This window comes from Photobacterium kishitanii (assembly GCF_003026355.1).
Classification (GTDB): Bacteria; Pseudomonadota; Gammaproteobacteria; order Enterobacterales; family Vibrionaceae; genus Photobacterium; species Photobacterium kishitanii.
The window spans coordinates 109,383-135,343 of the sequence record NZ_PYON01000007.1 but is presented as its reverse complement, the minus strand read 5'-3'; the positions used below and the strand labels follow the sequence as shown (position 1 = coordinate 135,343).

Annotated in this window: 24 protein-coding genes; 12 read left to right on the top strand and 12 right to left on the bottom strand. The window is 38.9% G+C overall.

Going from position 1 to position 25,961, the window contains the following annotated elements:
• Positions 1 to 96 precede the first annotated feature (96 nt).
• The 3 genes from C0W29_RS10210 to C0W29_RS10200 all read left to right on the top strand — a co-directional run bounded on the left by C0W29_RS10210 (position 97) and on the right by C0W29_RS10200 (position 1,922).
• A complete protein-coding gene (locus C0W29_RS10210) occupies positions 97 to 654 on the top strand; it encodes an HdeD family acid-resistance protein (protein WP_036795227.1) in 558 nt (185 codons plus the stop codon).
• Between the two features lie 247 nt (positions 655 to 901).
• On the top strand, positions 902 to 1,264 hold the full coding sequence (locus tag C0W29_RS10205; protein WP_146145215.1) for a hypothetical protein: 363 nt from the start codon (positions 902 to 904) through the stop codon (positions 1,262 to 1,264).
• A complete protein-coding gene (locus tag C0W29_RS10200) occupies positions 1,257 to 1,922 on the top strand; it encodes a DedA family protein (RefSeq protein WP_036795230.1) in 666 nt (221 codons plus the stop codon). The genes C0W29_RS10205 and C0W29_RS10200 overlap by 8 nt, the downstream gene beginning before the upstream one ends.
• Positions 1,923 to 2,002: 80 nt before the next feature.
• Here C0W29_RS10200 and C0W29_RS10195 read toward each other — a convergent pair whose 3' ends face one another.
• The 4 genes from C0W29_RS10195 to lolC all read right to left on the bottom strand — a co-directional run bounded on the left by C0W29_RS10195 (position 2,003) and on the right by lolC (position 6,297).
• The gene (locus C0W29_RS10195) at positions 2,003 to 2,554 is read right to left on the bottom strand and encodes an outer membrane beta-barrel protein (RefSeq protein ID WP_045041561.1); all 552 of its coding nucleotides are present in this window, start codon (positions 2,552 to 2,554) and stop codon (positions 2,003 to 2,005) included.
• A 608-nt stretch (positions 2,555 to 3,162) separates the two neighbouring features.
• Positions 3,163 to 4,407 carry a lipoprotein-releasing ABC transporter permease subunit LolE gene (gene lolE, locus C0W29_RS10190; RefSeq protein WP_045041562.1) on the bottom strand — a complete coding sequence of 415 codons (1,245 nt, stop codon included), beginning with the start codon at positions 4,405 to 4,407 and terminating at the stop codon, positions 3,163 to 3,165.
• Positions 4,407 to 5,096 carry a lipoprotein-releasing ABC transporter ATP-binding protein LolD gene (gene lolD, locus C0W29_RS10185; RefSeq protein WP_045041563.1) on the bottom strand — a complete coding sequence of 230 codons (690 nt, stop codon included), beginning with the start codon at positions 5,094 to 5,096 and terminating at the stop codon, positions 4,407 to 4,409. Before lolD ends, lolE begins: the two co-directional genes overlap by 1 nt.
• On the bottom strand, positions 5,089 to 6,297 hold the full coding sequence (gene lolC / locus C0W29_RS10180) for a lipoprotein-releasing ABC transporter permease subunit LolC (RefSeq protein ID WP_045044384.1): 1,209 nt from the start codon (positions 6,295 to 6,297) through the stop codon (positions 5,089 to 5,091). Before lolC ends, lolD begins: the two co-directional genes overlap by 8 nt.
• Before the next feature lie 241 nt (positions 6,298 to 6,538).
• Between lolC and C0W29_RS10175 the strand changes: the two genes are divergently transcribed.
• The 5 genes from C0W29_RS10175 to C0W29_RS10155 all read left to right on the top strand — a co-directional run bounded on the left by C0W29_RS10175 (position 6,539) and on the right by C0W29_RS10155 (position 12,130).
• Positions 6,539 to 7,123 (top strand): PilZ domain-containing protein, encoded by a 585-nt coding sequence (locus C0W29_RS10175; protein ID WP_036795235.1) that lies wholly within the window; start codon positions 6,539 to 6,541, stop codon positions 7,121 to 7,123.
• Positions 7,113 to 10,571: a transcription-repair coupling factor gene (gene mfd / locus C0W29_RS10170; RefSeq protein WP_045044383.1), complete on the top strand. Its 3,459-nt coding sequence runs from the start codon at positions 7,113 to 7,115 to the stop codon at positions 10,569 to 10,571. The genes C0W29_RS10175 and mfd overlap by 11 nt, the downstream gene beginning before the upstream one ends.
• Positions 10,572 to 10,656: 85 nt before the next feature.
• Positions 10,657 to 11,208, top strand: a complete 552-nt coding sequence (locus C0W29_RS10165; protein ID WP_045044382.1) for a GNAT family N-acetyltransferase — start codon at positions 10,657 to 10,659, stop codon at positions 11,206 to 11,208.
• Between the two features lie 94 nt (positions 11,209 to 11,302).
• Complete coding sequence (locus C0W29_RS10160; protein ID WP_080895313.1) at positions 11,303 to 11,551, top strand: YecH family metal-binding protein; 249 nt, start codon at positions 11,303 to 11,305, stop codon at positions 11,549 to 11,551.
• A 105-nt stretch (positions 11,552 to 11,656) separates the two neighbouring features.
• Positions 11,657 to 12,130 (top strand): FKBP-type peptidyl-prolyl cis-trans isomerase, encoded by a 474-nt coding sequence (locus C0W29_RS10155; RefSeq protein WP_036795239.1) that lies wholly within the window; start codon positions 11,657 to 11,659, stop codon positions 12,128 to 12,130.
• 88 nt (positions 12,131 to 12,218) lie between these two features.
• On the opposite strand, the gene C0W29_RS10150 is transcribed toward C0W29_RS10155, so the two are convergent.
• From C0W29_RS10150 to hinT, 6 genes are all read right to left on the bottom strand, one after another.
• Positions 12,219 to 13,508, bottom strand: coding sequence for an NAD(P)/FAD-dependent oxidoreductase (locus C0W29_RS10150; RefSeq protein ID WP_045041567.1), 1,290 nt, complete (start codon positions 13,506 to 13,508; stop codon positions 12,219 to 12,221).
• Between the two features lie 188 nt (positions 13,509 to 13,696).
• Positions 13,697 to 14,236, bottom strand: coding sequence for an alpha/beta hydrolase YcfP (gene ycfP, locus C0W29_RS10145; protein WP_045067265.1), 540 nt, complete (start codon positions 14,234 to 14,236; stop codon positions 13,697 to 13,699).
• A 215-nt stretch (positions 14,237 to 14,451) separates the two neighbouring features.
• Positions 14,452 to 15,369, bottom strand: coding sequence for a phosphotransferase (locus C0W29_RS10140; protein WP_045044381.1), 918 nt, complete (start codon positions 15,367 to 15,369; stop codon positions 14,452 to 14,454).
• Positions 15,370 to 15,403: 34 nt separating this feature from the next.
• Entirely contained in the window at positions 15,404 to 15,997 is a 594-nt protein-coding gene (gene lpoB, locus C0W29_RS10135) for a penicillin-binding protein activator LpoB (RefSeq protein WP_045044380.1), read from the bottom strand.
• Positions 15,998 to 16,027: 30 nt separating this feature from the next.
• Positions 16,028 to 16,423, bottom strand: coding sequence for a YcfL family protein (locus C0W29_RS10130; RefSeq protein WP_045041570.1), 396 nt, complete (start codon positions 16,421 to 16,423; stop codon positions 16,028 to 16,030).
• A 202-nt stretch (positions 16,424 to 16,625) separates the two neighbouring features.
• Complete coding sequence (gene hinT, locus C0W29_RS10125) at positions 16,626 to 16,976, bottom strand: purine nucleoside phosphoramidase (RefSeq protein WP_036795245.1); 351 nt, start codon at positions 16,974 to 16,976, stop codon at positions 16,626 to 16,628.
• 351 nt (positions 16,977 to 17,327) lie between these two features.
• Here hinT and C0W29_RS10120 point away from each other — a divergent pair, with 351 nt between their 5' ends.
• A complete protein-coding gene (locus C0W29_RS10120) occupies positions 17,328 to 19,331 on the top strand; it encodes a methyl-accepting chemotaxis protein (RefSeq protein WP_045044379.1) in 2,004 nt (667 codons plus the stop codon).
• Between the two features lie 19 nt (positions 19,332 to 19,350).
• Here C0W29_RS10120 and C0W29_RS10115 read toward each other — a convergent pair whose 3' ends face one another.
• On the bottom strand, positions 19,351 to 20,262 hold the full coding sequence (locus tag C0W29_RS10115) for a DMT family transporter (protein ID WP_052671542.1): 912 nt from the start codon (positions 20,260 to 20,262) through the stop codon (positions 19,351 to 19,353).
• Positions 20,263 to 20,370: 108 nt separating this feature from the next.
• Here C0W29_RS10115 and C0W29_RS10110 point away from each other — a divergent pair, with 108 nt between their 5' ends.
• Both C0W29_RS10110 and pyrC read left to right on the top strand, forming a co-directional pair.
• A complete protein-coding gene (locus C0W29_RS10110) occupies positions 20,371 to 21,312 on the top strand; it encodes a LysR family transcriptional regulator (protein ID WP_045044378.1) in 942 nt (313 codons plus the stop codon).
• A gap of 419 nt (positions 21,313 to 21,731) precedes the next feature.
• Complete coding sequence (gene pyrC / locus C0W29_RS10105; RefSeq protein WP_045044377.1) at positions 21,732 to 22,763, top strand: dihydroorotase; 1,032 nt, start codon at positions 21,732 to 21,734, stop codon at positions 22,761 to 22,763.
• An 85-nt stretch (positions 22,764 to 22,848) separates the two neighbouring features.
• Here the strand turns inward: pyrC and C0W29_RS10100 are convergent, their stop codons facing one another.
• Positions 22,849 to 24,363, bottom strand: a complete 1,515-nt coding sequence (locus C0W29_RS10100; protein ID WP_045044376.1) for a fumarate hydratase — start codon at positions 24,361 to 24,363, stop codon at positions 22,849 to 22,851.
• Between the two features lie 176 nt (positions 24,364 to 24,539).
• On the opposite strand from C0W29_RS10100, the gene pabB reads away from it, so the two are divergent.
• Entirely contained in the window at positions 24,540 to 25,937 is a 1,398-nt protein-coding gene (pabB, locus tag C0W29_RS10095) for an aminodeoxychorismate synthase component 1 (protein ID WP_045044375.1), read from the top strand.
• The last annotated feature ends 24 nt before the right edge of the window (positions 25,938 to 25,961 follow it).

Here is a 25,961-nt window from a genome sequence, read left to right as displayed (position 1 = left end):
TGTTCAGTCTACTATTTAAAAATGAAATACATCCTTAAATAGCAATCACTTACTAGTCGCTAATTAACATTAGTCATTTAATTAAAGGGAAATAATATGGAAAATCCAGTGAAGAATTTACTTACAAAAGGTTGGAAATGGTTTGTCATCGTAGGTGTGATTGTTGCACTTGCGGGTATTTTTGCCATTAGCTTACCGGTTGCTGCTGGTATGACTATTACAACCATTATTGGTGTGATCTTTTTAGTGATCGGGTTAGTGCAGGTTTACCACACTTTTAGTATTCCACAATGGAAAACCAAAATTTGGTATGTCATTAGTGCCCTTTTTTACCTCATTGGTGGCTTATTCATCCTAGGACAACCCTTTATTGGCTTGGTGACTATTACCGTTCTTATGATTGCTACCATGGTATTTAATGGTATTACGCGAATGGTATTTGGTTTCAGTAGCCGCGAGCACCTTGCTGGTTGGCGTTGGATTGTATTTAGTGGTTTATTATCAACTGCAATTGGGGTTTATTTCTTTAATTTAATGCATAACCCTGAGTTTTCAATGTCACTCTTAGGAATTTTTGTTGGTGTTTCGTTAATATTTGAAGGAATTAGCTTTATTTTCATCGGTTCACAAATGAAAAAAGCGCTTCATAAGTAAGTACTAACATTCAATAAAAAACATTCAAGCTTCAGTTAATGACTGAAGCTTTTTCTTTATAATTCATAGAATAACCAATAAGAAGTATAATCAATAATTCATTTCCATTACAATTTCTTATAAAAACATTGCCTTTGGTTATAAATTTCAGTAAAAGAGTGTTTTTTATACTTGGGCGATACTATTGATGGGTTACCTTACTCTATTTAGCTTACTGCTAAGCGTTTTATTAATAAGCGCAACGAGTATGACTGTGCCTGCAACAACTCCTCAATATGCTTTACATAAAGTTTCAGTCTTTAGCCTTACCAGTAATCAAGAAAACTGGAACAATAATGTCGTTATTTTATCGAATAATAATCATAAAACACGACAGTTATCAAAAACAGAGAAAAAGAATTTTGTTCCTGTTCTAAATTGTGACAACAATGTCGTCCTATACTTACACAAAACAATAAGTCATTGCGCTAAGCGCCAACGGTATCCACCTCTTGCACTTGCTAATTTTCAATACCGTTTCACCCATAGTCGTAGGCAGTTAAGATTACTCAATTACCGCGACATTTACTTTAATTATGACTCTGACTACAAGGACTACATAGATGCTTGATTCATTTGTATCTATTTTTTCAGCGCTATGGCAACAAGATTTTGCAGCATTACAAAACCCTGAAAGTATTGTAATGATTTATTTTTGTGTCACCTTTGTTATTTGGTTAGAAAGCGCATTTTTACCAGCAGCACCGCTACCTTGCGACAGTATTGTTATTTTAGCTGGCACACTGGGTGCAATGGGAATCATTGATTTCAAACTGATTGTATTTTTATTAATTGTTGCCGCTGCAATTGGCAGTTGGTTAGCTTACTTACAAGGCCGTTGGCTTGATCATTTGCCAAAAGTAAAGCGATGGGTAGATATGGTTCCACCTCATCGAATGCAAACAGTAGATAAACTGCTTATTCGACATGGTATTGTGGCATTATTTGCTGCACGATTTATTCCAGTTGTGCGGCCTTTATTACCTTTAATGATGGGATTTCGAATCAAGAACCAAGCGCATTTCTTTCGATTTGCTTGGCTAAGTGCAACTGCTTGGGTATTAGTATTAACTGGACTAGGCTACTTACTGACACTACTACCTGAAAGTGTCGCTCGTGTAACGACCATGGTATTAATGGTTGCTCCTTTCATTACGTTAGGTATAGCGATCATAAGCCTTTTCAGTAGTTGGCTCATTAAACGCATAAAAAAAAATAACATCGCTTAATTGTGTATGTACCAATCAATAGCTATAAAAAAACCCGCTAACTATTAGCGGGTTTTTATCATCAATATATAGGCTTAGACTTAGAAGTAGAAGCGAGTACCGAATACGATGTTTGTTAGGCTGTCTTTCGCTTTACCGCTAGAGAACTCAATATCGTCAGTTGCGATGTTGTAGTTAACTTCTGCGCTTAGAGCAACGTTAGGGTTGATGAAGTACTTAACACCACCAGCTAGTTTAAGGTTAAGTGCCCAAGAATCGCCATTTTTACCAAGATCGCCATTAGCGCCATCTTTTTCATTGTAGTTTAAAGCAGCAAGCTCAGTTGCAACACCAACGTAAGGAACCCAGTTAGTAGAGTTAACAAAGTTGTACTCAGTAAACACACCTAGCTTACCGCTAACTGCATCATTTTCGTCTTTAGCAGCAACAGATGCTGTACCACCAACTTCCCAGTTATCTTTTACGAATGTACCGTAAGAACCGTTTAGGTTTAGATCCCAACCGCTGCCTAGTTTAGCGTTACCTTGAACACCAATTTCTTGTGTACCAGCAGGAAGTTGAACAGCAGCTTGTGCCGCTACAGGTGCCATTACAGCAAAAGCTACTAATAAACCAAGTGCATTCTTTTTCATGTTAATTCCTATCCTAATTGTTTTATTTATTAACAAATAGCTGTCTATTATAAAATAACAGTCATATCGATGCAGGATGAATCCCTTTCCAATAACGACAACAGCACATTTGTATTTAAGTAACGACAAATTATCACGTAAAAATGACACTGTTAAATTAAACAACATAAATTCACAAAAAAAAGAACAGTGTTCGTAATTTATATGTGACAAAAAATCTTTTTCAGGATTTTTGACAATCTGTAGGCTACATCAGTACTGGAGATGCCTTTATTTTTTATAAATTACCAACATTAAATGCTGAAATAAAAATGAAGAAAATAAAAAAAACGCACCTTGCCAATGTCATAAAAATCACATCTTTGGTCAAAAAGTAACCATAAAATACAAATAAAAGACAAAATAATCCACAATCACCCTGCTTTTTATTTTTATTTATCCGTCATAAATGAACTTATTTTCTAATGCTCCTCAAAAAAAGCCATTTTACAGCAATTATGATAGCTACAAACACCGCAATAATACCAATAACTAAAAAACACAAACAAAAAACGGAGCATGAGGCTCCGTTTTTAAATTAACACCATGAATGAAAGCGTTACTAGTTATTACTTAGCACTTAATACTCGGGCTGGTTGTAATCGACTTGCTCGAGTTGCTGGATACCATGTTGCTATCAAACTTAATATAATCGCTGTAGTGGTAACTATCACAACATCATGCCAAGCTAGTTGTGTTGGTAGAAAGTCGACAAAATAGATATCTCCCGACAAAAATCGATGCCCAATAATTTTTTCTATCACACGAACTATATGCGTTAAGTTAATCGCAATTAAAGAACCAAATATCGAACCAATAATACTACCGAGTACACCTGACAATACCCCATGCCAAACAAAGATAGATTTAATCAGTCGATCACTCGCCCCCATAGTACGTAAAATCGCAATGTCTGCAGCACGATCTTTTACTGCCATCATCAACGTCGAGACAATATTAAAACAAGCAACGCCAATCACTAGTACCATTACCAAATACATAATGGTGCGCACCATTTGAATATCACGGTATAAATAGCCGTATTTTTGCGTCCAACTTTTAAGGTAAACATAAACCGGCAACGTATCTCCGACTTCTTTTACGATTTGTTGTGCATCAAGTACATTATCAACATTCATTTCGATACCTGAGACACCTTGTCCCATATCTAAATATTGTTGTGCATCTTGTAACGGTACAATGGCTAAACTGTGATCAATTTGCCCCCCTAAAGCGAGCAAACCAACAACTTGTAGACGAATACGCTTTGGCGCTCTCAACTTCATTTGAGGATCTGTATTTGGAATCATTGCTGTGATCCAATCCCCAACCTTCAGTTTAAGTTTAGTTGCAACACCTTGGCCTAAAATAACCTCTCGCTTACCTGCGGTGAAAGTTGACCATGCATTATTCTTAACATAGCGGGGTAACTCACTCACTTTAAGCTGTTCTTTAGGATCGACACCACGTACAGCAACAGCTTTCAGTTTGGTGCCTCTTTCAAGTAACGCTGTAAATTCAACATAAGGTGCAGCAGCAGTAATATGTGGATGTTGCTCAACTTTCTTTAATAATGGTTTCCAATTATTCAATGGCGGTTGCACTGCTTGCAATTCACCTTGCGGAATAACAGAAAGCACTCGCGTTTGTAACTCACGTTCAAAACCATTCATCGCCGATAAACCGATAATGATCACCGCGACACCCACGGCAATCCCAAGCATCGATGACAAAGAGATAAACGACACCATGCGATTACGTTTTTTCGAACGATTAAAACGACTACCTATATAGAGGGATAAAGGTCGAAACATTACTTCTCCTTAACCTCAGCTAAAATACCGTCTTGCATGTGCATACAACGATCAAGCTTTGAAGCTAATTGAGTATCATGAGTTACCACTAAAAATGCAGTACCTGATTCTGCATTTAGCTTACGCATCAGATCATAAATATCTAACGCTGTTTGATGATCTAAATTACCCGTAGGCTCATCCGCAAGTACGATCGCAGGGTTATTCACCAATGCACGTGCGATAGCAACTCGCTGCCGTTCACCACCACTCAATTCTGATGGACGATGTTCAAAACGATGATCTAATCCAACCATTGCAAGCATGTCTTGCGCACGAGTACGTGCCTCACTCACTGCAACACCACCAATCAGTAATGGCATTGCCACATTTTCTGTTGCGGTAAAATCCGCCAATAAGTGGTGAAATTGGTATACAAAACCAATATCTTGATTACGTATTTTGGCTTGTTTATTTGAGCTTAACGTATCTAAACGCTGACCTTTAAAAAACACTTCGCCGTTAGTCGGTTCATCTAGTGCTCCTAAAATATGCAATAAGGTACTTTTACCCGAACCTGAAGAACCAACAATAGCAACTAATTCATGATCAGCGATGTCAATATTGACCTGTTTTAATACTTCAGTTTGTAACTGACCTTCTTGATAGGTTTTACATAATTGCTGACAAGATAATAAAGCATTATTCATAACGAAGAGCCTCAGCAGGACGGACAGCGGCCGCACGATAAGAAGGGAAAATAGTCGCTAATAAACTCAAAATAATAGCGCCAACAATAACAGCCAAAATTTGCATCGGCTCAAAATCTACCGGTAGAGAACCACCAATTGCAGCTAGGTTAACACCGAAAAATGCCATAATTGGGTTTATGTAATGAGAGACTATCACACCCAAAATGCCACCTAATAATGCGCCAATAACACCACTACTTGAGCCTTGTACCATAAATAGTGTCAGTACCTGTCGATGAGTCATACCTTGGGTTTTTAGAATTGCCACCTCCGCTTGCTTTTCCATCACAACCATAATCAAAGCTGAAATAATGTTAAACGCAGCGACACCAATGATTAGACCCAACATCAGCCCCATCATGTTTTTTTCCATTTTAACGGCTTGAAATAACTCTCCGCGTTGTTCACGCCAATCCGACCATTTCCAATGATTTGGAAGTGGCATTTCCGCTAATTCAGTGACAGCAAACGGATCATCAAGGTACAAACGCCAGCCTGACATTTGATCAAGTTTGTAATGCAGTAATCGACCCGCATCGGAGATATTTGTAAACACCAACTGTTTATCAACGTCAGAACCCGTATCGTAAATACCAGAAACGGTAAAATTACGCTGACTTGGTAAGCGTCCCAATGGAGTGAATTGGCTCGCACTAGTTACCATTAAGCGAATTTTATCACCTGGTTGAATATCAAGTTCAACAGCTAGCGCTTGACCAATAATGACATTAAAACTGCCAGGTTGAAGATCCTTTAATGAACCTACCATCAAATGATCAGCAATAGGATCATATTGATTAGGTTCAATACCAATCATCATACCAGCAGCTAATGAATTAGCACTCTGAATGATGGTTTCACCACGAGTTATTGCTGTTACTTTTGTCACATGCGGTAACTGCTTTAAAACTGTAGGTACTTGTTCAGAAAGAGGCACTCGTCCATCAGCATTCGTCACAACAGCTTGCGGTAACACACCTAATATTCGGTCTTTGAGTTGTTGTTCAAAACCATTCATGACAGACATGACGGTAATTAATGCCATCACTCCTACTGTAATACCCGCCGTTGACATATAAGAAACAAAGCGACTAAAACGGTCACCTGAACGTCCACGTAAATAACGTAAACCAATAAAAAAAGATACAGGATGAAACATAGGCTTAAAAAACCACTCCTTTATTTGATGATCCAAGAATACTCGTTAACGACCCGCTTTACCATCTAGCAAGGTAAATGTAATGTAAAAACAGTGAGTAAAAGATCGCCGCTTAACTGAGATCGCTTGCTCGTAACTACGCTCTAAGTAATAATTGAAACAAATGTCGCCGATATTAACGTTGGTTACATAACCTAAATAATGACAACGTCGATGGCAATTAACTGGTAGTGAGTAAGTAATGAGACAAGATGAATATTTTTCAGTTCACTTAGGACTAACAATCAATGTCGAGCCATTAGCAGATGGCCACCCACTCCCTAATATCGACACCTTTCGTACTGAAATACCACCTCTGTTTCGTATAGCCAGCGAATGTAACACGCTCGAAGAAAACGCAGAACGTCTATTAAACGGGTTTGGTAAAGAAGATAGTAAAGCCTTAGCTAATTATCTTAGTGCTCAAAATAGTAAAATAAACCTGCTGTTATCTTACGTGCTATCTCAACAAGATAATGTTAATTATCGTTATATAACTGAAACATTTGGCGCAAGTAATTTGAGCTTTTATAGCTCACATGATTTTACGATTGGGCAAAATGTCACCGTTAAACTATTTTTAGATCACCCTGCCGCTGCAATTTATTGTTATGCTGAGGTGGTTAATTGCTCCGCTTTAGACGGTCGTTTTTTAATCCAGTTGCATTACACGCGATTGTTAGAAGATGATCGTGATTTATTAATCCGTGCCGCACTGCATTGCCAACAAAAGCTTTTACGTCAGCGGGCCCAACAACGAAACATGAATAATAACAATGACGAATAAAACATTACTCTCAATCCCCTTACCAAAGAAAGCTGGGGATAATCGTTACATCGGTAATTTATCAGGTTCTGCATTGGCGTTGTCATTAGCAGAAATAGCGACCAAACATAAAGGGCCTGTACTTGCCGTTGTTGCTGATACCCAAACAGCACTGAGATTACAGCCTGAAATTACTCAGTTTTGTAATCTTGACGTACACGTTTTTCCTGATTGGGAAACACTACCTTATGATAATTTCTCGCCTCATCAAGATATTATCTCTGAGCGTTTAGCGCGCTTATACAAAATGCCAACGCAGAAAACGGGCATTATCTTAGTGCCTATCAGCACACTATTACAACGATTAACACCCCAAGAATTTATTCATCAACATGCTTTAATTGTTAAAAAAGATGATCGTATTTCGCTAGAAAAATTACGTCTTCAGCTAGAAGCATCCGGTTATCGTCATGTGGATCAAGTAATGGAACATGGTGAATATGCTAGCCGTGGTTCATTGGTGGATCTATTCCCTATGGGTAGCAATGCGCCATACCGAATTGATTTTTTTGATGATGAAGTCGATTCTATCCGTCAATTTGATCCTGAAAATCAGCGTTCAACCGCAGAAATTACCACTATTGATTTACTACCAGCACATGAATTTCCAACCGATGAGTTAGCGATAGAAAACTTTCGAATGCGTTGGCGTGAACGATTTGAAGCCCGCCGTGAACCTGAATCTATCTATCAACAAGTCAGCAAGAAAATCTGGCCGACAGGTATCGAATATTGGCAACCGCTATTTTTTGATCATACCGAAACCTTATTCGACTATTTACCGAGCAATACTTTATTAGTGACATTAGGTGACTTAGAGCCAGCCGTTGAAACATTCTTACATGATGCCGAATATCGTTATGATCAACGTCGAGTCGATCCATTACGACCATTACTCGCTCCTAAAGAGCTATGGCTGACTAAAGATGAAATGTTCGCTGGTTTTAAGCAATTACCACGAGTGAGGATACAACGCGACCCGATTGATGATGAAAAAGTGGGTCGCTACAACCCGACACTAACGCCAGTTCCAGCAATTACAATTAACCATCAGCTCAAAGAGCCATTGGCTGAATTGCGCCACTTTACAGAGCAATTTAAAGGGAAAATTATTTTCTCCGTTGCTTCTGAAGGCCGTCGTGAAGCATTATTTGATTTATTAGCTCGAATAAAACTGCGCCCGACAGTATACGACAACCTTGAAGCAGCAATTGCAAGCAAAGATAAACATTGCCTGGTTATTGGTGCGGCGGATAATGGCTTTATACTCGAAAAACCTGCCGTCGCTTTTATTTGTGAAAGTGATTTGCTTGGTGAACGCATTCAGCAACGCCGTCGCAATGACAAAAAAACCACCGTCAATGCAGATACGATTATTCGCAACCTTGCTGAATTACAAGTTGGCCAGCCGGTGGTTCATATCGATCATGGTATTGGACGCTACCAAGGACTGCAAACACTTGAAGCTGGCGGAATTAAAACCGAATACGTTACCCTTGAATATCAAGGTGGCGCCAAACTGTATGTACCTGTTGCTTCACTGCATCTTATTAGCCGCTATTCAGGTGGCGCAGAAGATAGTGCACCAATTCATAAACTGGGTGGTGAAGCATGGGTTAAAGCTCGCCGTAAAGCCGCCGAAAAAGTACGAGATGTCGCCGCTGAGTTACTCGAAGTTTACGCAATGCGTGAACTTAAGCCAGGCTTTAAATTCATACTTAATCGCGAAAGCTATGCCGATTTTTGCACTAGCTTTCCTTACGAAGAAACTTACGATCAAGCCTTAGCCATTAACGCAGTTCTATCTGATATGTGTCAACCTAAAGCGATGGATCGTCTTGTCTGTGGTGATGTTGGCTTTGGTAAAACAGAAGTCGCAATGCGAGCTGCCTTTGTTGCCGTTGATAATAATAAGCAAGTAACAATATTAGTACCAACGACATTATTGGCTCAACAGCATTTCGAAAACTTCCGTGATCGTTTTGCAAATACGCCAATTCGCGTTGAAGTTTTATCACGATTTAAAACAGCCAAAGAGCAAAAGCAGATTCTGAAGGATGTCGAAGAAGGTAAGATTGATATCCTTATTGGTACCCATAAACTACTAAATAGCAGCGTTAACTACTATGATCTAGGATTACTGGTGGTTGATGAAGAACACCGCTTTGGCGTGCGTCAAAAAGAAAAAATTAAAGCCATTCGTTCCGACGTTGATATTCTTACTCTAACGGCAACCCCAATTCCTCGTACATTGAATATGGCGATGAGTGGTATGCGTGATTTATCAATTATTGCCACACCACCAGCTCGTCGTTTAGCAATTAAAACCTTTGTTCGTCAAGGTGATGACGATATTATTCGAGAAGCAATATTACGTGAAATCAGCCGTGGTGGTCAGGTTTACTTCCTCCATAATGAAGTTGATAGTATTGAAAAAACCACTGAAGATTTAGCTAAGTTAATACCTGAAGCACGAGTGACTTTTGCACATGGTCAAATGCGTGAACGTGAACTTGAAAAAATCATGGGTGATTTTTACCACCAACGCTTTAACGTATTAGTTTGTACCACTATCATTGAGACCGGTATTGATGTACCTAGCGCCAATACTATTATTATGGATCGAGCGGATAATCTCGGCTTAGCGCAACTGCACCAATTACGTGGTCGTGTGGGTCGTTCCCACCACCAAGCATATGCCTATTTACTAACACCGCATCCTAAACGTATGACCAAAGATGCGGTTAAACGTTTAGAAGCGATTGCTTCATTAGAAGATCTTGGTGCTGGCTTTACCCTTGCAACTCATGATTTAGAGATTCGTGGTGCAGGTGAGCTCTTAGGTGACGAGCAAAGTGGTCAAATTCAATCTGTTGGTTTTAGTTTATTCATGGAAATGCTAGAACAAGCCGTTGAATCATTACGTGAAGGTAAAGAGCCAACACTTGATGACCTACTAAAACAGCAAGCTGAGGTAGAAATGCGTATTCCAGCATTGCTACCCGATGATTATATTCCTGATATTAATACCCGCTTATCACTTTACAAGCGTATCGCGAGCGCAACTGATGACAGTGAACTTAATGAGATAAAAGTAGAATTAATCGATCGCTTTGGTTTATTACCAGAAGCGGCAACGAACCTACTTACAGTCAATAGCCTTAAACTCAAAGCGGCAATTATTGGGGTTAAAAAAATTGAGAGTAATGAAAAAGGCGGTTATTTTGAATTTAAACAAGATGCTGCTATTAACCCTCACTTCTTAGTTGGCTTACTGCAAACCCAACCGCAGCATTTCAGAATGGAAGGCCCGACGAAGTTAAAAATTGTATCGGGAGAGATGGATCGTAAAAAGAGAATTAAATTTGTTGAGGATCTACTTAACCAATTTAGAGAAAATATGATCTAACTATGATAAGCCTCAGATAAATCACATCGTCTGGGGCTTATCTCTCTCCGCATTAAGCACAACATCACTTAGAGGCTAAATAATCATGAAACTTGATTTTGAACTTACTACTCCTCGACTGATTTTACGTCCTTTTAAAACTGCCGATTTACATGCTTTTCTTGAAGCGGTTAACCAATCAAATCAATACCTTCAACCATGGTTAGAATGGTGTGATAATAATTTTGATCAACAACAAGCTTATGAATGGATCAATGCCAGCCGTTTAAGTTGGCAACATGATTACAGCTATGAATTAGCTATATTTGATCGACTTAATGATGATTTTATTGGTACCGTTTCACTTAGCGCCATTACACCATTATTTAATTCAGCTAACCTCGGCTATTGGATCAAATATAATTATCATCGTCAAGGTATAGCAACTGAAGCTAATATCGCTATTATTCAATTTGCATTTCAAATGTTAGGTCTTACTCGACTGGAAATAATTACCCATACCGACAATTATGCCAGCCAAAAAACAGCGCTTGCCTGTAATGCTATTTTTGAATGTGAAGCAAGAAACCGAATTTTTTACCAAAACAAACCTATGAATGGCTATGTGTATTCATTAGTGCCTCAGGATTTATATTAAGCATTATTAATTATATCTACATTGGTATATATCAACCTTTAGTCACCACATTTCAGTTACTATTCAAGTCTATTCCTTTATACAGTCAATAATTATGTCCTCTACTGAATCTCGCCATGGCCACGATGTATTAAACCTTATCGCTGATGCTTCAACACCTTTCACAATCAAAACATTACACGCATATGTTGAACAACATTGGGGAGCTGATACTCTTTTCCATACTTGCAAATTAAACAACCTCTCTTTAGATACACTGCTCACCTTTCTTTTATCCCGCAATAAACTTACTTTTGATGGCGATAACTTACATACAAATAGAGAGCAAATCTGTCAGCATTAATAAATCATTCCACATGATTTTTAAGACAAATATTTTAGCTAGGTTACTGTTCACAACTGCGAGTAATGGTAAGATAAATCAACTTAATTCAGTAAGGACACACTAGTGCCAAAAATTATTATTGCAGTGGTTATCGCTGCCGTAGTTGCGTTTTTTCTTTATCGCTCTTACAACAACAAGCAAGCTGCACAAGAAAACATTAAGATTGGGCAGGAGTTTCTAGCTGCTAACAAACTTAAGGAAGGCGTACAGACCACCGCTTCAGGTTTACAATATCTGGTATTGCAGCCAGGTACTGGAACTGAACATCCAAAAGCAACCGATACAGTTACTGTGCATTACCATGGCACACTAATTAATGGCACTGTATTTGACAGTTCAGTCGATCGTGGTGAAAAAATTTCATTCCCACTAAATCGAGTAATTAAAGGATGGACTGAAGGCTTACAACATATGGTTGTTGGTGAAAAGGTACGTTTCTTTATTCCTGCAGATCTTGCTTACGGCAATAATGGAGCTGGTAGTATTCCTCCTGGCTCTGTACTGATCTTTGATGTTGAGTTATTTAAGATTAATTAAATTATCTGCACCAATAAAAACGCCAGTATTGATCTCAACTAATAAGAGAGTTCACAATACTGGCGTTTTTTATTACTTTACTATGATATTAATGCAGTTTTAGGCTTGGGCGCAGTACGCGGTTAATTCGACCAACTAACATAATCAAGCCAGTTTTAAACATACCATGTAACGCCATCTGGTGCATACGATACAACGAAATGTATACCATCCGCGCAATACGGCCTTCAACCATCATTGAACCTTTAGATAAGTTACCCATTAAGCTACCCACCGTTGAGAAACGGCTTAATGACACTAACGAACCATGATCACTGTAAATGTAAGGCTTTTGCTCACGATCTGATAATTTCGCTACGATGTTAGCAAAACAACGGCTTGCCATTTGATGTGCCGCTTGTGCCCGTGGCGGTACAAATGACCCATCTTCTTGCATGCATGATGCTAAGTCACCAATAACATAAATATTATCATCACGGGTTGTTTGTAGCGTTGGTTTAACCACTAACTGATTAATACGGTTAGTTTCAAGACCCGCAATATCTTTCATGAAATCAGGCGCTTTAATACCCGCGGCCCATACCATTATTTGTGCTGGGATATGTTCGCCATCTTTAGTTGTTAAGCCTGTTTCATCAGCTTTTGTTACCATCGTTGCCGTACGAACGTTAACACCTAGCTTAGTTAGTTCATTGTGCGCAGCTTGAGAAATACGCGGCGGCAATGCTGGTAAAATACGCTCACCAGCTTCAACTAAGTTAATATTTAAGCGAGAACTATCAAGATCACCAAAACCATAGTTATGTAATTCTTGAACTGCATTGTGTAGCTCAGCAGACAGTTCTACCCCTGTTGCACCTGCACCTACAATCGCAATATCAACTGTTTTTTGATCTTTATTCGCATGTAACTTCATGAACTGGTTATTCATTTCACTACGGAAACGGTGTGCCTGTTCTGGACTATCAAGGAAAATGCAGTTATCACGTACACCTTGAGTATTGAAATCATTCGATGTAGAGCCAATTGCCAATACTAAAATATCGTACTCTAGAGAACGTTCAGGCACTAATAGCTCATTATGCTTATCATATAACGCAGCTAAAGTGATCGTTTTTGCATCACGATCAATATCCTGTAATGAACCCATTTGGAAATCAAACGAATGGTTTTTTGCATGTGCACGGTAACTAATAGCATCAACACCAGCATCTAACGATCCCGTTGCTACTTCATGCAGTAATGGTTTCCATAAGTGGCTTGCACGACGATCAACTAATGTAACTTCAGCACGACGCTTACGGCCTAATGTACGACCCAATTTAGTGGCTAATTCTAAACCACCAGCACCACCACCAACAACGATAATACGTGTCAAGATAGCTTCCTCTCTATTTTATGATTTTTAAAAACTGACAAAGACTAAATTGCATAACAGTCTGCTTAGAGCAAATATTCAAGCACTAAGACCGCTAGGCGAAAAAGTATCTATATATTTAGATTCACGTATGTAGGCAGACGGATCTACGACCCGTCTGTGATATGTAGGAGGTAATGGTTCCGTTGTTACTGCGCTTTAAACGCTTTTATTTTTTGTAGATGCTGCGAGATTTTTTTAAACTTATGAGATTCATTTTCATCCCATACAATATCGTAAAATTGATCTAGCTCATCTTTTGTTTGCTGATTATCTAACACTTCATCATGAGTTGAAAGGATACAGAGACAATTTCCTGTATTTTTTTTACGAAAATTTGTTACACACTTTGTCAAAATATCGTCGTATTCCTCAGGACGGTCTATTTTACCCTCCATATTGTGCTCTGGATGCAAATTAGGGTTCAACATCACTTGTTTTATACCTGATAGGAATCCAATTCGCTCAGCCCAATAACCACCAAGACCAACACCGCAAATCAAAGGCTGTGGATCATCACAGCTTTCAAGTAATTTATGAACTTCTTTCAATAGATGTTGCATATCATGCTTAGGATGTAGCGTACTGTAATTTAGAAAACGAACGTCAGAATCAATAAATTGCAATTGCAATACTTTGTCGTGATTACCTGGACTTGTTGAGTCAAAGCCATGTAAATAAATAATCATTGTTATCTCTCGCTATCTAGTAATAATTTTACTTACTATCTATACCTACATAGCTGAGTTAAATCCATAATATGAGTAGTGTTTTAACAAATTTAAAACAAAAAACATGATCCAGTCGACAAAATTTCATTCACCAAGGTAATAACCATATCAACTCAAGTGTTATTTATAATAACTTACTTATTGTTTTTAAAGGTAATTATCTTATACATCATTTAAGATCTATTAATGTATTCAATAAGTTGTTGCTGTAATTGCGAAGCATGTTGTAAATATTCCGGTTGGTGCCAGATCTTATAGCCAGCCAAGTACCATAATAACGCTAAGTATTGGCACCACGGCTGCCAACCACTCACCGCTTGTAACCAATCATACTTATTAAAATGCGTCCCTTGCTCAATCAGCTGCCGATAGTCACAATAATCACTCACTGCCAACTCAGGATCTAATTCATTAGCGATGATTGTCATCGCTAAATCTAAGCTCGGATCACCTGCCGCGGCATATTCCCAATCAATAATTTTGGCGCGATCAGTTAAACTCGCCGTTGATAATGGCAAAATAACGTTATAGCGACCAAGATCAAAATGACAGCAACAATCGTCAAACGCCGTTGGCACTGATTGATGCTGAAAGAAAGTATAGATTGAAGTTAGTAACGGTGTTTTATGATCATTATTGATATGTTGCCAATAATGCTGTGCCCGTTGCTGAACATCTAATCGCCAAGATGGGAGCGGCAATTGATGCACTTTTGCTTGTAGTTGACATAATGCGGTATCAGAAAAACGAGACGTTGCTTCTGTTCCAGGTAACCATTCCACAACCAGCCCTGTCACTCGTTCGACAGCAGAATCAACATCAACTAATAACTGTAATGGTTTGGGGGCTAAACCAGTATCATATATCATCGTTAGTAATTGATATTCATGCTGACGTTCAATACCAAATACCTGAGTCGCAGCAGATAATGGTCGCCATACATATTCTTTAGTTTGATTTGTTGACGGGTGGAATAATACGACTTTCCAACAACGATTAGTCAGCCCACCAGTTAACATTGATGCTGAAATAAATTCAGTATCAGGTAAGGTAAGTAAAAGATCACAATCAAACTTTTCACAACAATCCATATTGCTCTTCCTCACCTGATACTAGACGTTGTAATTACCAAGCAGCACTATTTGTCGCAGCAGCTTGCATCACTTGATCTTGATCAGACCACTCAATAGCTCCTGATTTCAGATCCATCAATCGCATGGTCATTTTATAATATGCTTGCTGACCGTTTGATGTTGATTGCATTACCGTCGCTACGTGCCCATAAAGCATATATTGCGCACCAACCATATTACCAAACTGAATTGCCGTACTTTGGTTTACAAAGCGATCATCTTCACGGAAATTTAATTGCTTACGCACAGCTTGAACACGTGCGGGATCAACAAAACGGAATTTACCTGAGTCTTGTAATTGTTCACTAATCATCGCCGTTAAAGCGCTTGTATCAACATGATTACGAGTTTGATTCTTAATACTATCAACAACAACAATAGGTTCACCGTTAGCCGTCATTGAACGCACAGCAGCTGATGCTAGCATTTTATCAACCATTGCCGATGATAATTTCTCTAAATCACTAGCACCAAAATTTGTCACCGCATTTTCAATCCCATGCAATCCGCCACCGTAATTAATAGGTTGAGCACAACCTCCTAATAACGTTGCTGCTGCTAACAAGGCTATTACACTCTTTTTCATTTTAATTACCTTTAAATTTCTCTATCTAGCTTAGTTATTTATATCATGCACAACAATACGGTATTGCGTAGCTGCTGTACTAGGTGCCAATGCTTGCAATAACAATATTTGATTAGGCTTAATTGTCAGCGTACATGAGATTGACGTTGGATGATTTATCTCTAAACCGTTAGCATCATACCAATAAAAACGATAGTTCAATGATATGGCTGCGTCAGTTTTATTCATGACCTCAACAGAAGCATGCAAATAACCATCACGCAGATCTGTTTGTGAGTGGCTAAACTTAAGCTTACTGGCTAATGTCGTATTACCGATGACAACCTGATGATTACCCTTATCAAGGCTAATCCCTGGCATTGTTATTCCGCTACATCCCGTAACGAGTATGACCAACAATATCGACAACGCAGATATATACTTCATGCTACATTCGTATACAGCTAGGCTGTAGCCTCCTAAATTTCAATGGGATTACTCATCAGCATTATTTTATAAGTTTACTCTAAGAATGAAAAAAGCTTGAGTGACTTATTGCTAATCACTATTGATGAATTAGCACTGTCATACTCAAGCTTTATTATCAATACATTCTATTGCAACTTCATGCTAAGAATTTACCACTTATTTAACTTACAACCATTGGCCCTAATGGACGACCGCCTAATAAGTGCATATGAATATGATAAACTTCTTGGCCACCAAAAGGATTGCAATTAACAATCAAACGGTATCCATCTTCTGCAACACCTTCACTTTCTGCTAGCTTACGTGCAACAGTAAACATGCGCCCCATCATTAACTCATCTTCTGCTTCAACGTCATTAACCGTTGGCAACAATTTATTTGGAATAATAAGAATATGGCTTGGCGCTCGAGGGTTAATATCACGAAATGCAGTTACTAACTCATCTTGATATAAAACGTCTGCTGGAATTTCTTTACGAATGATCTTACTAAAAATAGTTTCTTCAGCCATACCTGACTCCATTAAATAATCAGCTTAAATGTATTCTCGGTTGAGTATGCGCTACCAAGGTGAGTAGGGCAATATTGAACATCGTTTTAAACACTTTTTTCGTGCCTCATTTCATCTTTTACCGTTATTTTTGCAACAACGGTCAAAATATTTACCAATGCCCTCTTCAAAGAGTCAAGAGTTTGAAGTTCGCGTCGATAGATAAATCAAACTGACGTAACATTAGAAATATCAATTATAACAACACTATCAATCACCATTAATGATCGATTTGGCACTTGCTGTAACTGTAATAAAGAAATTTTAATTATTAAGTACAAAGTTATCAGCTTTTATGAAATTAGGGATATTATGAAAAAAACACCTCAAACCTCAGTCATACGTCGTATGTACTTAGGCTTTGCTATCTTAGTAGCATTATTTGTCGTCACCATTATATTCATGCTTGATGGTGTAGGTCGTATTCACAATCAATTAAAATCAATTACTGCCGATGCCTTACCCCTAGTTTCAGTTTCAAATAATGTCAGCGTACAGCTACTGGTCGCAGATAAGATATTCAAAGATTATCTAACCAGCCAAGATCCCCAAGCAATGGCAACCTATAGCACTGAATTTGAAAAACAAACCAATATTTTTCAACAAGCTCGCAATCAACTTGAACACGTTACGAAAAATAATCCACAATTAACACAATCTATTCAGGCTTTAACAGCATTAGAACAACGCTATTTTTCTGAAGCCACGACAGCAATGACAAACTATCGTTTATTACTGCTTACCGCTAATGATCGCCAACAATCTTCACGCCAATTTCAACAACTACAAACACAACTCAATATTGGCATGAAGGAATTTATTAACGAGCAAGATAACCTTGCGGTTAAAATGCTATCAAAAAATTACTTTGAAAAATTAAAAGAAACAGAGACTATTACCCTCGACGCGTTAGCCTCTGACGACACAGCCGTTATTGAAAAGGCAATTAAAAGTAATAAGATCAGCGTTAATCATCTTAAAAACGCCTTCCGCTCTTTATCTGTATTACAACCTGAATTAAAACCAGCATTTGGTCTATCCGTAGAACAATATGGCCTTGATATTGGTCGTACTGGCGGTGTGCTTGACCAACATTTTGAATATATTCAGGCACAGCACCGCCTGTATAACAATATTGCTACTTTAGCCAAAGAAATTAATCAAGCAATGGAGATTGTTGGTAGCTTTAATAAACAAGCTAATAATCAAATGAACCACACCATTACTACTGCCAACAAAACCTATACAGACGTAGTGACAAAAGCCACTATCATCGGTGTCGCGGTAATCTTTTTAGCTATCATTGTCGGCTGGTATTTAGCTCGCTGTGTACGTCGCCCGTTGATGGCAATGTTAAACACATTAGAGGCACTAACTGCAGGTAATATGACTCAACGCACTGAAAATAGTAATTTCATTGAGTTTAGCCAGCTCAGTCATCACATCAATATGCTCGCTCAAAATTTACAACAAATATTAAGTCAAATTAGCCATGCATCATCAGAATTAAGCACTGTTGCCACTGAAAATCATGCAACGACAGCAGAAGCTAAGCTTCGCTTAAACAGTCAACGTCAACAAACAGCCTCTGCAGCAACAGCAATGGTTGAAATGGAGCATTCAGTCACAGATGTTTCAAAAAGTGCCCAGCTCACCATGGAACGGGTTAATGAGGTAGAACAAGCATCAGCGGCTGGTCGAGAGGTTATGACCAGTAATATCAATACCGCCCACCAACTTTCTAGCCGCCTAGATGAATCGGTACAAGCCGTTGAGCAGCTACAAAAAATGAGTAGTAACATTGGTTCAATTTTGGATGTTATTCGAAATATTGCTGATCAAACTAACTTATTAGCCCTTAATGCTGCAATTGAAGCCGCAAGAGCCGGAGAACAAGGACGTGGATTCGCGGTTGTTGCCGATGAAGTACGAGTGTTAGCTAAACGTACAACTGATTCTACTGCTGAAATTGAAGCAATGATCAAAAACCTGCAAACCAGTTCAGGCCAAGCAATGGACATGATGCAAAGTTGTGTGACTGAAATGGATAACAGTATTGGTCAAGCATCCAATGCCAATAGTTCAATGGAAGAAATTCAAGCTATTATTATTGATATTAGTGATATGAGCAGTCAAATAGCACAAGCAGCAGAAGAACAACGTTGTACTACAACCGAAATTGCTCGTAGCTTAGAAGATATTAGTCATATTGCTGACAACAGTTATAACGCCATGGAAGAAATGGCCGATACCAGTGTGAAACTCGAACATTTAGCGACTGAACAAAATACGCTAGTCAGTCGATTTAAGTTATAACCCCACCACTCACCGGTATTTATATCGGTGAGTATTTCTTTGGTCTAAATGAAATAAACATTGCAGCCAATACAATCATTCCGGCTCCCACCCATTGAAGCTGTTCAAATTGTTCACCTAACCACCAATGTGCAAACAAACCACCAAATACAGGTTCTAATCCCAATAAAAAAGAGACTTGAGTTGGACTTGTATGTTTCACCCCATAGTTTTGAAAATAAAAAGCAAACAAGGTACAAAAAATAACAAGGTAGCTAATATACAACCAAAACTCTGGTGCACTAGGTATTATGAATTGATCAGCAGGAACCGTAAAAATCAATAAGCCAATACAAACTGCTGTTACCACTGATAATTGGATAAATGTTGCAACCATAGGATCGCAATGTTGTTTATTCATTTTCTTTTTAGTCGTCACAACAAAAGCTGCACGTCCCAACGCAGCAATCAAAATTAAAATATTACCGATATTGAACGTTACCGTATTAAGGCTATCCCCAACTAATAACCACACACCAGCAATCGCAATACATCCAGCAAATAAATCTGTAACCGTCAGCTTATGGCGATTAAACAACGCATCAACAGCAGGAGTAAAGATAATAAAAAGACTAATAAGAAAAGCTGCATTAGAAGCCGCAGTGTATTTCAAACCATAGCTTTCAGCTAAATAAATAACACTTAAAACCCCTCCTGTAGGCGCTAATTGTCGCCAAACTTGTCTATTTAGCTTTTTGACAACGAAGGGAAATATCACTAAAAGTGTACAACAAAAACGAATAACCAAAAACATCAATACGCCAGTATAGAGCATAGATTCTTTGGCAACACCAAAACTTGTCCCCCAAAATACAGCGGCAGCCAATACGCCTGTTGTTGCTATTAACGATGTATTTAAAAATACGCTTTTATTCTGCTCAACTTGTTCCATTTACACATCCTTTCTTACACTGATTTAGTCACTTTTCTTGTAAGAATGAATGGTATATGTTTGACTTGATATTGATAATACCCCCAAGAAGCAAAGGATTTGTGACTCATGGACAAGAATAAAATTATTCAATTACTGCCTGATATCGCAGCATTTGTTACTATTGTAGAGTCAAAAACTTTCAGTTCAGCCGCTAAAAATTTAGGGGTGACTCCATCCGGTATTAGCCGTCAGCTCAGTCGATTAGAAAAAGAGTTAAACGTGCAGTTAATTAAACGTAGCACTCGTAATCAAACGATTACTGCGGCAGGTCTTGAAGTCTACCAATATGGCAAGAATATTCTGCATAATGCTCAAGAGGTAATTAACCTTTCAGGGCAGCAAGCTCAACGCGTTGATGGGCAATTAACAATCTCGGCACCAAAAGCATTTTGTCGTCAAGTTCTGCAACCGATGCTATTAGCGTTTGTGGATAAATACCCTAAGATTAAACTAAAAATCCAAGTCACAGATAAACCTATTGATCCTATTTATCACGATGTTGATATTGTGTTTACTCTGACCAATAACCCACAAAATAACTTAGTGGCAAAAAAGTTAGCGACAAACCAAATGGTATTATGCGCAACACCGCACTATTTATCGGCTAAAGGGACTCCGACTCACCCACAGCAATTACTATCACACGACTGTATTTATTTGGGTGAAACCATAACGGATAACCAGTGGCGATTTAAATCTAATAATGAACAAGTAACAGTAACGGTAAATGGTCGTTATGTTGCAAATCATACGGAAATGCGTTTAGAAGCTGCTTTGCAAAATTTAGGGATTGCGGTATTACCTGTTTTTGTCGCCAAGAAATCCTTACAATCTGGTATCTTAACGTCCGTGCTTTCTGACTGGAATATTCTTGATAACTATCAGGGAGAAGTCTTTATGCAATACCTGCCTAATCTCAATATGCCCTATCGCCAACGAATCTTTCTTGACTTTATTAGCGAGCAGTTTATCCACTTATCATGTATGACTATAGATACGGTCAATTAATTACTTGTAAGCAATTCTATTCTCACGTAAGTTAAATTTAGACATTAAAAGCAGGTTAATTATTTATTTTTAAACGACTTTTATTTGGCTCCTCAATGTGCTGCTGCCACTCGGCCGGTAGTGTTTTACTATCTGGCTGTGAGTAATGCTCAGCCAGTAATATATCGCATTTCTCGCAGCTTTTTTCTAACTTCAAGCGAGAATATCAATGACACAATCTTCCAATAATCATACTACTAGTAATAACAGTGCAACATCCCACCCCGATATCAATAAAGGGATTATTTTGCCCTTATTAATACTCTTTTGGCAAACGATTGCCTTTTAATTAAACAATCAAGCCAATTGTTTAATTAATGACCTTTACTTAGCTCACTGATACTTTTAGAATCGGACAAATTTTTTGGTAGGGAAACAAAATGACAACGTTAACGATTACTCGTCCTGATGATTGGCACACACATTTACGTGATGGCGATGTATTAAAAGATACGGTTAGAGATATTAGCCGTTACATGGGCCGTGCGATTATCATGCCTAATTTGATCCCTCCTGTTATCGATACTAAATCAGCTATTTCTTACCGAGATCGTATTTTAGCGGCGCAGCCTGCTTCTACTTTCACACCACTCATGGTTATCTACCTGACAGATAACACATCTGCTGAAGAGATTAAGAAAGCCAAAGCAACTGGTCATGTTTACGCCGCGAAGCTTTACCCTGCAGGGGCGACCACTAATTCTGATTCAGGCGTCACTTCAATTGATAATATTCGCCCAGCATTAGAAGCCATGCAACAAGTCGGTATGCCATTACTTATTCACGGTGAAGTAACACATAATGATGTTGATATTTTCGATCGTGAAAAAGCCTTTTTAGAGACCGTATTAGTACCAATTGTTGCTGAATTTACGACACTGAAAATCGTACTAGAGCATATCACTACCGCTGATGCAGTTGAGTTTGTTACTAATGCAGGTCCAAATGTTGGTGCAACCATTACCGCTCATCATTTAATGTTCAATCGTAATCATATGTTAGTGGGTGGTATTCGCCCTCATTTTTATTGCTTACCGATTTTAAAACGTAACACCCACCAGCAAGCCTTAATCACCGCAGCAACCAGTGGTAATGCGAAGTTCTTCTTAGGAACAGACAGCGCACCACATGCAAAAGGCCGTAAAGAAGCAGCTTGTGGTTGTGCTGGATCTTACACTGCTCATGCAGCAATTGAATTATATGCTGAAGTATTTGAGCAAGCAGGCGCATTAGATAAATTAGAAGCCTTTGCGAGTTTTAATGGTGCAGACTTTTATGGCCTGCCACGTAATGCAGATACGATTACACTGACTAAAGATGCGTGGAAAGTCGCTGACGAAATGCAATTTGGCAGTGATAGCGTTGTGCCAATTAAAGCAGGTGAAATGATGACTTGGAAAGTAACCGCTTAAGAGACTAACTCACTAACGCCTTTTCATTAAAAAGGCTTCCATATCGTATGATTGGAAGCCTTTTTTATACTAACAAGTTAACAAGTTATTGGGTCATTTCAGCAATATTAACTCGCCATGTATCTGGGCCAGTTTGATGGGCATTTACTCCCTCCGCATCAACCGCAACAGTCACGGGCATATCTTCAACTTCGAACTCATAAATTGCTTCCATACCTAAATCAGCAAAAGCAACTACACGTGCTTTTTTAATGGCTTTCGCAACCAGATATGCTGCACCACCAACCGCCATTAAATAAACGGCTTTGTGTTGCTTAATTGATTCAATGGTTGCCGGTCCACGTTCAGCCTTGCCGATCATGCCTGTAAGACCCGCTTCACCTAGCATCATTTCAGTAAATTTATCCATCCGGGTTGATGTCGTCGGCCCAGCAGGCCCAACAACTTCATCACGTACAGCATCAACGGGGCCAACGTAATAAATAAAGCGATTAGTGAAATCAACCCCTTCAGGAAGACCTTCACCATTACTTAGCATTTCTTGAATGCGTTTATGTGCCGCATCACGGCCCGTTAAGATCTTACCTGACAATAATACGGTTTCGCCTGAACGCCACTCTTGCACATCAGCTTTAGTAATATTATCAAGATTAACCCGACGCACATTATCACCTACTTCCCATGTTACTTGCGGCCAATCGCTTAGTTTCGGCGGAGTTAACTCAGCAGGGCCATTGCCATCAAGAGTAAAGTGAACATGACGTGTTGCTGCGCAATTAGGGATCATACATACAGGCTTAGACGCCGCATGCGTTGGCGCACTTTTAATTTTCACATCAAGCACAGTGGTTAAACCACCTAAACCTTGTGCACCAATGCCTAATTTATTGACACGATCATAAATATCTAATCGTAATGCTTCTTCTGTTGTTTTAGCACCACGTTGTTGTAATTCATGGATATCAACGGCTTCCATCAATGACTCTTTAGCAAGTACTGCTGCTTTTTCAGCGGTACCACCAATGCCTATGCCTAACATACCAGGAGGACACCAACCCGCCCCCATTAATGGCACTGTTTTTTCTACCCACTCGGCAACATCATCAGAAGGATTAAGCATTACCATTTTAGTTTTATTCTCAGAACCGCCACCTTTAGCTGCGATTTGAATTTCAACTTTATTTCCCGTAACCATCTCTACATGCACAACGGCAGGAGCATTGTCTTTTGTATTCTTACGCGTCCCAGCAGGATCAGCAACAACAGATGCACGCAATGGATTATCAGCGTTGGTGTATGCTTGACGCACCCCCTCATCAATCATTTGTTGCACTGTTAAATCACTATCCCACTGCACATTCATGCCAATTTTAACAAAGCATGTAACAATGCCCGTATCTTGACATATCGGTCGACGACCTTCAGCTGACATACGAGAATTAATTAAAATTTGGGCAATAGCATCTTTCGCAGCTTGACTCTGTTCTTTGTTATAAGCTTTTTCTAATGCTTGAATAAAGTCCAAAGGATGGTAATAAGAAATATATTGTAAAGCATCGGCGACACTACTAATTACATCTTCTTTACGGATGATGGTCATAATTACCCTCGTTAAGTATTATCATTCCATGGCGCCCGATTTAAATCTTCCAAATTGTAGGGGTCTTAAACAGCCAAATAACGCTGTTCAATCTTGGGCGTCTTTCTCTGAATATGATACTCTTGCCTATAACATTGCGCTATGCGCCAATTAAACCTCTTGTCACAAAAAAGAAAATGATTTGTAAATCACATCCAGAATTAAGCATTACCTCATTACCCTACTCAAAAGATGCCGCTCTTTCATGGTTTACACCATTATCGGGGTTGCCATGGGCAATGATATTACGTTCGGCAGCAACAACGCACCCAGATAATCGTTATGATATTTTAGTTGCCGATCCTTTAGCCACTATTGAGACACAAAATGATACAACTTATATTAAGTTTTCAAATGGTGACCAACGTACCACTACCGATGATCCTTTTAAGGTCATTAATACCCTACAAAGTGAGTTATTACCACCACTTAGCACACTCATAGATTTGCCATTTATTGGCGGAACGCTAGGGTATTTTAGCTATGATTTAGGCCGTCGAGTAGAAAAAATAGCCACCACAGCGACTCATGATATTCCATTACCTGAAATGGCTGTTGGTCTTTATGATTGGGCGTTGATTGTCGATCATCAATTACAACAATCATGGCTGATTGAACCTAAAAATAGTCACCGTCTAGCGTGGTTAACACAACAACAATCCCAAACTAAATCATCATCAACATCACAAAAAAGTAACTATAATACGACATTCCAATTAACATCTTCATGGTCATCAAATATGACTAAAGAGGATTATTGCAACAAATTTAACACTATACAGTCGTATCTATTGTCGGGAGATTGCTATCAAATCAATCTTGCACAACGATTCAGTGCCCACTATCAAGGTGATGAATGGCAAGCTTATTGCCGTTTAGAAACAGCAAATGGCGCGCCTTTTTCCAGTTTTATTCGCACCGATAACGGCGCCATACTCTCAGTATCACCAGAGCGTTTTTTACAATTAAATCAATCTGATATTGAAACAAAGCCAATCAAAGGCACTCGTCCTCGTAGTTCTGATACCATTGAAGATGCAGCGAATGCACTGGCGCTTCAGCAAGCCCCCAAAGATCGGGCTGAGAATGTGATGATTGTAGATCTACTGCGCAATGATATTGGCCGAGTAGCCGTACCTGGGAGCGTTCGTGTACCGGCACTATTTGCCATTGAAAGCTTTCCAGCAGTACACCACTTAGTCAGCACTGTTACTGGTCAACTAGCCAGTAATTATTCAGCCACGGATTTAATACGTGCTTGCTTCCCTGGCGGTTCGATTACCGGAGCGCCTAAAGTTAGAGCAATGGAAATTATAGAAGAACTAGAACCTAATCGACGCAGTATCTATTGCGGTAGTATTGGCTATATCAGTCGTTGTGGCACCATGGATACTAATATTGCAATTCGCACATTGGTCGCCTATCAGCATCGTTTATACGCATGGGCAGGCGGTGGAATTGTCGCTGATAGCAATGCCGAGAGTGAATATCAAGAAACTCTCGACAAATTGAGTAAAATTCTGCCAACCTTATAATAACGCTAAATTTAGTGAAAAAGT

Excerpts from the sequence above, each read along its gene's own strand:
- C0W29_RS10210 (WP_036795227.1), top strand. The coding sequence starts at position 97 with ATGGAAAATCCAGTGAAGAATTTACTTACAAAAGGTTGGAAATGGTTT.
- C0W29_RS10205 (WP_146145215.1), top strand. The coding sequence starts at position 902 with ATGACTGTGCCTGCAACAACTCCTCAATATGCTTTACATAAAGTTTCA.
- C0W29_RS10200 (WP_036795230.1), top strand. The coding sequence starts at position 1,257 with ATGCTTGATTCATTTGTATCTATTTTTTCAGCGCTATGGCAACAAGAT.
- C0W29_RS10195 (WP_045041561.1), bottom strand. The coding sequence starts at position 2,554 with ATGAAAAAGAATGCACTTGGTTTATTAGTAGCTTTTGCTGTAATGGCA.
- lolE (WP_045041562.1), bottom strand. The coding sequence starts at position 4,407 with ATGTTTCGACCTTTATCCCTCTATATAGGTAGTCGTTTTAATCGTTCG.
- lolD (WP_045041563.1), bottom strand. The coding sequence starts at position 5,096 with ATGAATAATGCTTTATTATCTTGTCAGCAATTATGTAAAACCTATCAA.
- lolC (WP_045044384.1), bottom strand. The coding sequence starts at position 6,297 with ATGTTTCATCCTGTATCTTTTTTTATTGGTTTACGTTATTTACGTGGA.
- C0W29_RS10175 (WP_036795235.1), top strand. The coding sequence starts at position 6,539 with ATGAGACAAGATGAATATTTTTCAGTTCACTTAGGACTAACAATCAAT.
- mfd (WP_045044383.1), top strand. The coding sequence starts at position 7,113 with ATGACGAATAAAACATTACTCTCAATCCCCTTACCAAAGAAAGCTGGG.
- C0W29_RS10165 (WP_045044382.1), top strand. The coding sequence starts at position 10,657 with ATGAAACTTGATTTTGAACTTACTACTCCTCGACTGATTTTACGTCCT.
- C0W29_RS10160 (WP_080895313.1), top strand. The coding sequence starts at position 11,303 with ATGTCCTCTACTGAATCTCGCCATGGCCACGATGTATTAAACCTTATC.
- ycfP (WP_045067265.1), bottom strand. The coding sequence starts at position 14,236 with ATGATTATTTATTTACATGGCTTTGACTCAACAAGTCCAGGTAATCAC.
- C0W29_RS10140 (WP_045044381.1), bottom strand. The coding sequence starts at position 15,369 with ATGGATTGTTGTGAAAAGTTTGATTGTGATCTTTTACTTACCTTACCT.
- lpoB (WP_045044380.1), bottom strand. The coding sequence starts at position 15,997 with ATGAAAAAGAGTGTAATAGCCTTGTTAGCAGCAGCAACGTTATTAGGA.
- C0W29_RS10130 (WP_045041570.1), bottom strand. The coding sequence starts at position 16,423 with ATGAAGTATATATCTGCGTTGTCGATATTGTTGGTCATACTCGTTACG.
- hinT (WP_036795245.1), bottom strand. The coding sequence starts at position 16,976 with ATGGCTGAAGAAACTATTTTTAGTAAGATCATTCGTAAAGAAATTCCA.
- C0W29_RS10120 (WP_045044379.1), top strand. The coding sequence starts at position 17,328 with ATGAAAAAAACACCTCAAACCTCAGTCATACGTCGTATGTACTTAGGC.
- C0W29_RS10115 (WP_052671542.1), bottom strand. The coding sequence starts at position 20,262 with ATGGAACAAGTTGAGCAGAATAAAAGCGTATTTTTAAATACATCGTTA.
- C0W29_RS10110 (WP_045044378.1), top strand. The coding sequence starts at position 20,371 with ATGGACAAGAATAAAATTATTCAATTACTGCCTGATATCGCAGCATTT.
- pyrC (WP_045044377.1), top strand. The coding sequence starts at position 21,732 with ATGACAACGTTAACGATTACTCGTCCTGATGATTGGCACACACATTTA.
- C0W29_RS10100 (WP_045044376.1), bottom strand. The coding sequence starts at position 24,363 with ATGACCATCATCCGTAAAGAAGATGTAATTAGTAGTGTCGCCGATGCT.
- pabB (WP_045044375.1), top strand. The coding sequence starts at position 24,540 with ATGATTTGTAAATCACATCCAGAATTAAGCATTACCTCATTACCCTAC.